This window comes from Bacillus cereus group sp. BfR-BA-01408 (genome assembly GCF_022663305.1).
In the GTDB taxonomy this organism is placed as follows: Bacteria; Bacillota; Bacilli; order Bacillales; family Bacillaceae_G; genus Bacillus_A; species Bacillus_A pacificus.
In genome coordinates this window covers 1-9,405 of sequence record NZ_JAKUFF010000118.1, presented here as the reverse complement: position 1 = coordinate 9,405, position 9,405 = coordinate 1, and the positions used below count along the sequence as shown (strand labels likewise).

Genomic DNA, 9,405 nt, shown 5'->3' with positions numbered 1-9,405 from the left:
ATCTACAGCGTCCGTCACCGCTTTTCCATCTACCTTAATGGTTCCTGGTACATAATCTACCCCGTTTGGTAATGAATCTTCTATTACAATCTTTTTCGCGATGCTATTCTCAATTTTGTTACGCATTTTAACTGTGTATTCAATTGTATCTCCGACCTCGTACCTACTCTTACCTTGTACATTTTTCACTTCTTTAACCGACTCTATTTCAGGGTTTCTTGCAATAACCTCGTTTACAACTTCATTGGAATTTGTATATTCCTTTGAGCCCTTCAACAAGTTGCCATAATCTATTCTTGCCTTATTTGTAACTTGCTTTCCAATATAACTTGGTAAAGCCCTTACTTTAAATTGAACTGTAATTCCATTTGGATCCTCTTCTGTATTTTGTACATCGCCTAATTTAACAGTGACTTTTTTGTCTTTATAAAAGCCTGCATCATTATCTTCTGCATCTGTTATAGCTTTTTCGGTTCCATCAGCTTTTAGTTTTATGGAGCCCGGTACATATTCTGTTCCATCTGGAATCATGTCAGTGAACATTGCTTCACCAGCAACATCTCCGCCGTGGTTTTTAACGTTCACTGTATACGTCAACTCATCTCCCGCATACACTTTTCCTTCTGGACTTACAGATTTTGTTGCCGTAACACAAGGTTCTGTTCCTAGGAAAATATCATCTAGGAAATTTCCTACTGATAGGGCATTTCCGTATGTTTTTACAGCCTCAAAACCAAATCGAGTTAACGTTTGACCTGCTGGAACTGTATAAGTCCCGCTATAGCGACCCCACGCTTTATTATCATCTTCCATCGTTTGAATAGTAGGTAAGGAAGTAATATTCGCACTTGCTGATACGATACGAACTCGCATCGTATCTTTCCCATCTCTTCCCCTATGAGCTAATCTCCAATAAATCGTTTGCCCTGGAGTCGTTTTCACATCTTGATATAACATTCCAGGTTCCCTTGCATTTAGTTCGGCAAATTGCTCTCCTTCTGCTGGAAGTGGTGAAGGCAATGGTATTCTATCTCTCGTTCTCCAAATTTCGATTACTTTATAGCGATCTGTCGTTCTCCAGCCCTCTACATTATCTTGATCAATAAAGAAGTCTTTCGTTATCCTTGGCTTTTCAAATCCACCATTTTTAAGTACAACTCTATTTTGCTGAACGCACGTGTTATCTACTAAACTTGCTGGTGCAATATCTTTTATCCAGGAAGACGTCCCAATCCGTTCCTCTCCAACCTCTACAGGAATATCCTTTGCTACATTCTGCTCATAAGGTGGACCTGGATCAAAATCTTTCACAGCTTCTGGATTTGGCTGCTCTTTTACAGAACCTATCTCTATATCTTTCGGTTGTTCTGTTATAGAATCTGTCTCCGCATGCATCGTCATGTTGTCAATAAAACTGATAGGTATATCCGCGAACACTAATAAAAGCATCAACAGTACTAAAAAGGTTTTTTGTCTTCTTAGCTTCTTTTTTCGCCTCCATATGTTCATATACGATATCCCACTCCTCCCCAGACTTCTTGACTTATTACTACGGCATTTGCATTGTACTTTCCATGTCAAACAGGAAAATTAATTTACATCATTAAGAGTGAGGATCGGTAATTTCCAAAGGAACGGTTCATCATTATACGTAGAAGAAAATTTACTGAATGATTATCCAGTAAAAAGTCCAAACAAACCAACATATAAAGTGAAACTTTAATCAGCCCTCACCAATCGGGCTTTTATGAGCATCAGCCCGCCCCCCACCTAACTTCTTTGCTTTCGCTGAATTTTGAAATGGGGGTCTTACTGCCCATTAAAGTGGGATAAACTATGTATGCCTCCTCTTCCTTTCTTAAAAACATTTGAATACCTTTCCTATCATGTAAAACAATGCCAATATTTAATTTGTACGTTCATTATATTTATTTCAAAAAAACTTTTACATAATATTCTAACAATTGGCATAGTCCAATTTTAGAATATTCAAAATACTTAAAGCGCATATATATAGAAAAACAAATTACACACTCTCACTATGCACCCCTTCTCTTATATAGGAACTGGTGTATAAAAAAATAATGCAATACTCTTTTTGCTACAAGCAAAATAAAAAGAAGTCATCCCCAAAAAATCGGATAACTTCTTTTTATTTTAAGAAACTTGTTCGGCATTCGTTTCCCTATGTTGTATATGGCTCGTAATCCAAGCAATTCCACCAGCAACAACGAGATAGCATAACAATATTAAAATTTGCATTTGTAATTGCGACCAATCTCCTAAAGAAATCACATCTTGCAATCCTCTAAGAGAATGGGACATTGGGAGAAATTGTCCAATCTTGCTAAGAACAGCTATATTTAATTCTCCTGGGAAAGTCCCACCGCTCGTCGCTAATTGCAAGACGAGAAGCGTTACCGCTAAGAACTTTCCAACAAGACCAAACACCGTTACTAACATAAGAATAAACGTCATGAACGTAAAGGAAATCACGATACTTGATAATACAAAGAGCGGCACACTTGCAACTTCTAATTTCATAACTCCTAGCACAACCACATCCACAAGTAATGCTTGAATAAGTCCAATTACATATACCAATCCTAGTTTATTAATAAAATGTACCGTTCCGCTTACCTTCATATTTTGTCTACGGCCAAGCGGTAAAATATTTGATGCCATAATTCCGCCAACATAAAATGCAAGCGATAAGAAATATGGTGCAATACCTGAACCGTAATTAGGCACGTCAGAAACTGTTGACTTCACTAATTGAACCGGCTCTGAGAACATCGTATTGCGTGCATCATCATTGCGAACATCCGCTATCTTCTCTGCGCCCTCTCCCAATTTCGTAGAAAGTTCTTTCGCACCATCGTCAAGTTTAACAAGTCCGTTCGTTAACTGATCAGCACCATGATTCAGTTCTGTTCCCCCGCTCGCAAGTTGATTGACACCTTCTTGTAATGATGTAAATCCAGTTCCCCATTTCGTAAATCCACTAGCTAAATTTGTAGCACCATCTGCTATCTTTTTCGTTCCAGCAGTAGCTTCATTTAACTTAACTCCGAATGTATTCATACCTTCTTCAACCTTATGCTGACCATCTGCAAGCTTCTGTGCACCTTGTGTCAATTGTTTCTGACTATTATTTAAAGTGTTTGTTGCTTGAGCTAATCCATTAGAAGTAGCGATAATCTTTTGAAAAGCAGGATCTTGCTGCACCTCTGGATGACTTTTCACGTACTCTTCTAATTGTTGTTTTACACTATTTGCTGCATTGTCCGCTTTCGCTTGTCCTTCAGCCAGTTTCTCACTTCCGTTCACCCATTCATTTGTACCAGCACTTAATTCACTAATCCCTGATTGTAAGTGTTTTTCACCTTGCGTCAATAACTCCATACCGCTATGAAGTGAGGTTGCTCCTTGACTTAGCTCATTCGCTCCATCAGTTAAGGCTGATTTGCTAGAAGCAAGTTTTTCACTTCCCTCTTTCACTTTTGATGTCCCGTCACTTAAACGATGAATACCATCTGCAAGCTGATTTGCCCCATTTCTTGCATCTGTCGTTCCTTCATGTAACTTCCCAGCACCATTACTTGCATCACTCAACCCTTGTGCTAAGTCTTGAAACTTTGAAAAGACACCTTCTGTATAAGATTTCGTAATACTATTTGAAATTTTTGTTTTCATATTTTCAACAGCTGTCGTTCCAATTTGCGCTGCTACAAAGTTTTTACCCGGATTTACTTTGTACTGCAATTGTGCTGGTTCTGGTTTCTCATCCATAAGTGTACTTACCTTTTTAGAGAAATCCTCTGGAATCGTAACAACCATATAGTACTTATCTTCTTTTAGCCCTTCCTCAGCATTTTTTTCTGATACGAAATGAAAAGCCAGTTCCTTATTCTCTTTTAAATTTTTTACAAAATCGTCTCCTGCACGAATTATTTTCTCATCCATTGCAGCACCTTTATCTAAATTTACAATCGCAACAGGTAATTTATCTAATTTTCCGTATGGATCCCAATATCCAGCTAAAAAGAACCCTGAATAAATTAAAGGAACGATTAACAAAAAAATTAAAGCGATACGCCCATGTTTATGGTGCCACATCGCTTTCCAATCTTTAAATACAAGTTGAATTCCTTTCATGAAACATACTCCTTCTCCGAATTTCACACCATTAGAATGGTTTAACAGATTTACTATACACGTCCATTTTCATACTGTATAATACATCTTTAATTATCAATCCATTCCTTTTGGTCTATAGAAAGGAGAGTCAAAATGGAACTTCTTCAACTAAAATACTTTCAAACAGTTGCACGATTAGAGCATATGACAAAAGCCGCTGAAGAATTGCATATCGCACAGCCTTCGCTCAGCAAAACAATCGCTAGACTAGAAAAAGACTTAGGCGTCCCGTTATTTGATCGCCAAGGTCGACAAATTACATTAAACTCTTTCGGGAAAGTATTTTTAAAACGAGTAGAGCGCATTTTTCATGAATTAAGTGAAGGCGAACGAGAAATTAAAGATTTAGCTAACTTACAACAAAGCTCTATTACGCTGGCTGTTTCTATTCCAAGAATATTACCAGAACTACTCGGTTCTTTTTTACTACAACATCCTAACGTTCGATTCCAACAGTTTCTCGCATCTACTCCTTCTATGAAACGACAACTAGATAATATAGAAATTGACTTTTGCATTTCTTCTGTGCCAATTGAAGGCGAAGAGATTATTTGGGAACCACTTATTACAGAAGAAATTTTCTTAGTCGTCCCTTCAGGGCACCGTTTATCAGAACGTGAAAGTGTATATCTGCATGAAGTAAAGGACGAACCGTTTATTAGTATGAACACTGGTTATGGATTTCGGCACTTAACAGATGAATTTTGTAAAGAAGCTGGCTTCACTCCACATATCGCTTTTGAAGTAGATGAACCAACCGTGATTAGCGACCTGATTAAGCAAGGCCTCGGCATCGCTTTCGTCCCAAGTTTAACTTTATTAAAGAACTCTACTTTAGCATTAAATAAGTTACGTATTATTGAACCAAATTGTGAGCGAACGATTGGCTTAAGCTGGTCAAAAAAACGTTACTTATCGAAAACTGCCCAGCAATTCCGTGAATTCGTGATTGATTACTTCTCCAATATTAGGACTTAAAATGATATCAAACAATAAAAGATGCCATCCCCATAGGGTGGCACCTTTTATTGTTCACTCTTCTCTAATTCTATTTCAGCTAAAAGCGGCAAAACATTATCAAAAATATGCGTATTTTTATTTTCTCCTGTTACATATCCACCGTAATATCTACTAAATACGTTGTCATTTCGGAATGTGGCCATATGATCATATAATTCCTTTGCAAACTTTGTATCACCTGTTTGTAGTACGTACAAAATCGTTAATCCGTAAGCCGCTGGCGATTCATAATTCACAGTTTGTTTTCCCGTTTCTAAATTGTAACGACCGTATAGCTTTCCATCCTCCTGGAATTTCTTCTTTATAAATTCCAAATAAGCATCTGATGAAAGGCCACCTAAACTACGATGATATGCAACGTATGATTGGTCAATAAGATTCACTTCTTTGTCATACGTAAATGTGCCATCTGCTTTATACTCTTTCGGGAATGCCCATCCATGCCTTGGATAATCTGCTAAAAATTGAACGACTTCCTCATATTGCTGAGCAGAAACTTTTCCATACTTTTTCATATAGGAGAATGCGCGCGGATTTATATATGACGTTGTTGCAAAATCATTTTGTTTCCTTGCATCTGCATCATAATAATCAACATAATAATTACCTTTCTTATTATAACGAATGACAGCATCACTCAATTGATCCGCTAAGTTTTTATAGCGCTCTTCCTTGTACATTTCATAAGCGCGATATAACTGTTCTATAATACGAAGATCATCAATAAGTGCATTTGTAGCTGACTGCATTTCTCCCTTTTCAGAGATTTTCCATAAAACAATTTGGTTCTTATGTACAAAGTTATTTTGAATAACCTTAACTTGTTCATCGAATAACGCTTGATCGTCTTTATCGAGTGTATATTGCAGCCATAGCCCTGCTGATTCCGATAAAGCTTCACGGCCTTTCGCTTCACCGGTACCTGCTTTTGTATCTTCTAAACGATATGTAGCAAGCGTCCCATTTTCATTCACCATATGTCTTAAAATAAAATGTTCCGTACGGTTTCCTTGCAAAGCTGACCAAAATACAATTCCACCTAAAGCGATTAAAAGAATAACGCCAATCACTATATATATACGTTTCCGCAAACTTTTCACCTCCCTAGTAAGGCTATCCTTAATTTTACCAGAACATACGTAAATGTAAAAAAGACAATCTATTAGATTGTCTCCCCTATCCTTCGTAAACCTCTTTTGAAGGCCTATATAGTGATTCTACAAGTCGATCATATTCACGACGCGTAATTTCTTTATTGTATAGCTTCAATAATAAATCTCTATGCTCTTTTGAAAATGCCATCTTTTTAATGACTTCAGGATACATAAAACATCCTCTCCATTTCACATAAACTTCTTCACTCTGAAAACAGAACTTATGTTCGCATAAAAGATTATAAAATATTCCTTACTAAAAAACAAACAAAACATTATTAAACATTAAATTCTTTCTATTTATAATATTCAAACATAATATTATCATATCCACTTTTTAAATACATATATATTTTTGGAAGTTTTTTTGAATAAATCTTCCAATTCAATCAGAAAATAATGGCAAAAAAGAAGAGGAGTTTACATATGGATACGGTAACATTAGCAAGAGCATTTTTCGGTTCTTCACTAGCATTCCACATTATCTTCGCAACACTTGGTGTCGGACTTTCATTAATGATTTTTATAAGTGAAATACTCTATCACTGGAAGAAAGATTCCGACTACGCCATTATGGCGAAAAGATGGACAAAGGCCTTTGCCATCCTTCTTGGTGTAGCAATTCCAACGGGAACAATCGTTGGTGTGCAAATCTCACTGCTTTGGCCTGGTTTTGCCAAAATTGTTGGGCAGGTTATTTCTGTGCCCTTTCAAATTGAGATTTTCGCCTTCTTTTTAGAGGCTTTGTTCATGTCCATTTATGTATATGCAGCTGACAAACTACCTCCATTCATGAGATTAATCTCGCTATTCTTCGTCATGATTGGTGCCACGGCATCTGCCGTGCTTATTACATCGGCAAATACATGGATGAATACACCCGCGGGCTTTTCAATGGGGCCAGATGGATCCGTTTTTAACGTTGATCCGTGGAAAGCTTTCTTTAATCCGAGTTTTGGCACGAGCGCATTCCACGTTGTGATTACAGCCTACGCAACTGGAGCTGCCGTCATTGCCTCTATCGCCGGATTTAAATTATTAAAGAAGAATGTAAGTGAACGTGAAGTGGCATATCATAAAAAAGGACTACTGTTAGGACTCGTCGTGACATTTATTACAGGCGCTACGATGTGGCTTTCGGGACACGAATCGGCAATTGCTTTACATAAGCATTCCCCTGAAAAACTGGCATCTGCTGAAGCTTTATTTGAAACGACATCACATGCACCGTTATCAATTGGCGGCGTTGTAGATCCTAACACACTTGAACTAAACTACGCACTAGAAATTCCGAACATGCTTAGCCTACTAGTAGGACTAGACCCTAGCACTGTCGTAAAAGGACTAAAGGAATTTCCACAAGAAACATGGCCACCATTTTACACGCATACACTGTTCAATTTAATGGTCGGCACTGCTGCCTTTACCTTTGCAGTTGCAGCAATTGCCCTCTTATATTGGTACTTTGTTTACCGAAAAAAAGGAACAGAGCTACCGAAGTGGCTTCTTTGGGGAGCTGCCGCATGTGGACCAGTTATGATGCTCGGCATTGAATTTGGGTGGATTTTCAGCTGTAGCGGTCGTCAGCCATGGACCATTTACGGTATGCAACGTACAGTCGACGCTTCTACACGCGCTGATTTTGTCGGTCCTTTATTTATTCTATTCATCATTTTATATATTGGACTCGGTATTTTAACAGTTTTCGTATTACGGACATTCTTTAAGAGACATCCGCTTACAAATGATTTACATCACGAAGGAGGCGATTCTCGTGCATGAGGAAAGTATTGCAATCATCATCTTATGGGCTCTTATTTTCGTATACAGTATATTAGGGTCCATCGATTTTGGAGCAGGTTTTTGGGGCATGGTATACGCAAAACATCCAACGCTCGCTGCCAAGCTTGCCAACCGATACTTATCACCGACTTGGGAAGTAACAAATACATTTCTCGTCTTTGTCGTTGTCGCTTTTCTCGGTTTCTTTCCGAAAGCCGCTTTCACCCTTGCGACAGTCATGTTCGTACCAGTTATGTTAATTTTAATACTCATTGCAATTCGCAGTACATTCATGGTATTTGCTTACTCTGTGCCAAAATATCAGTACCTCCTTCGGGTTATTTCAGGTATTACTGGGCTCTTAATTCCAGCCTTATTAATTACCGTTTTACCTGTTACAGAGGGGGCTTATATTACAATGTCTGAGGGAAAAGAAGTACTCCTGTATGGAAAACTTCTTTCTAGCCCGGTGATCTACTGTTATATGCTCTTTGGGCTAACTTCAGAATTATTTCTTTCCTCCCTCTTTCTTGCTGATTTTGCGAGAGAGCAAGGTTCAGAAGATTCGTATAGAATTTATAGAAGAAACGCCATCATCCTTGGTCCTGCAACACTCGTTACGGCGATTATCGCCCTCGTTGTAATGGATCCGGAAACACACTGGCTTATGCAAGGGCTCATAAAGCAATTCCCGTGGTTTACAGTTTCTATCGTTTTATTCGTTATCGGGTACTCTTCTCTTTGGTGGACAAACAAGAAGTATGGCACACTAGGATACCCTCGCATTGCCGTTTTAGCAGTCGTCGCTCAATATGCATTTGCAAGTTATGCTTACGGCGTTGCGCATTTACCGTATATTATTTATCCTGATGTAACTGTATTTACAAGCTTTACAACGGTCGAAACATTCTATGCATTGCTTATTCTATATGCAATTGGGATTGCAATTTTATTACCAGGATTTATTTTCTTCTGGAATTTATTCTTGAAGGATCGAACTTTTTTGAAGGAAAAATAATATTGTAGGGCCTGTTCCAAAAGGTATTTTGGGATGGGCTCCTTTTGTCATGTTTTGTCGATAAGTCGATATAATTTAAAAATCGCTGATATATTTTGAGTTGCGCCGATATATTTCAATAATCGCCGATATATTTTGAGTTGCGCTGATATATTTCAATAATCGCTGATATATCTCCATAATCACCTATGTAAATTTTATTTACTATCTTACTGCCCCATTAATTTCTAG

At 37.9% G+C, this 9,405-nt stretch carries 7 protein-coding genes; 3 read left to right on the top strand and 4 right to left on the bottom strand.

Features of this window, described 5'->3' with window-relative positions; genetic code table 11:
- A partial coding sequence (locus MR083_RS25320) for an isopeptide-forming domain-containing fimbrial protein (RefSeq protein ID WP_242270024.1) occupies window positions 1-1,509 on the bottom strand: 1,509 nt, incomplete at its 3' end.
- 648 nt (window positions 1,510-2,157) lie between these two features.
- The gene (locus tag MR083_RS25315; RefSeq protein WP_000676359.1) at window positions 2,158-4,158 is read right to left on the bottom strand and encodes a YhgE/Pip domain-containing protein; all 2,001 of its coding nucleotides are present in this window, start codon (window positions 4,156-4,158) and stop codon (window positions 2,158-2,160) included.
- A gap of 135 nt (window positions 4,159-4,293) precedes the next feature.
- On the opposite strand from MR083_RS25315, the gene MR083_RS25310 reads away from it, so the two are divergent.
- Window positions 4,294-5,178 (top strand): LysR family transcriptional regulator, encoded by an 885-nt coding sequence (locus tag MR083_RS25310; RefSeq protein ID WP_000421935.1) that lies wholly within the window; start codon window positions 4,294-4,296, stop codon window positions 5,176-5,178.
- A 47-nt stretch (window positions 5,179-5,225) separates the two neighbouring features.
- On the opposite strand, the gene MR083_RS25305 is transcribed toward MR083_RS25310, so the two are convergent.
- Window positions 5,226-6,311 carry a hypothetical protein gene (locus MR083_RS25305; RefSeq protein ID WP_001231580.1) on the bottom strand — a complete coding sequence of 362 codons (1,086 nt, stop codon included), beginning with the start codon at window positions 6,309-6,311 and terminating at the stop codon, window positions 5,226-5,228.
- Between the two features lie 85 nt (window positions 6,312-6,396).
- A complete protein-coding gene (locus tag MR083_RS25300; protein ID WP_242270023.1) occupies window positions 6,397-6,546 on the bottom strand; it encodes a hypothetical protein in 150 nt (49 codons plus the stop codon).
- A gap of 254 nt (window positions 6,547-6,800) precedes the next feature.
- On the opposite strand from MR083_RS25300, the gene cydA reads away from it, so the two are divergent.
- A complete protein-coding gene (cydA, locus tag MR083_RS25295; protein ID WP_242270022.1) occupies window positions 6,801-8,156 on the top strand; it encodes a cytochrome ubiquinol oxidase subunit I in 1,356 nt (451 codons plus the stop codon).
- On the top strand, window positions 8,149-9,174 hold the full coding sequence (locus tag MR083_RS25290; protein ID WP_000544167.1) for a cytochrome d ubiquinol oxidase subunit II: 1,026 nt from the start codon (window positions 8,149-8,151) through the stop codon (window positions 9,172-9,174). Before cydA ends, MR083_RS25290 begins: the two co-directional genes overlap by 8 nt.
- The last annotated feature ends 231 nt before the right edge of the window (window positions 9,175-9,405 follow it).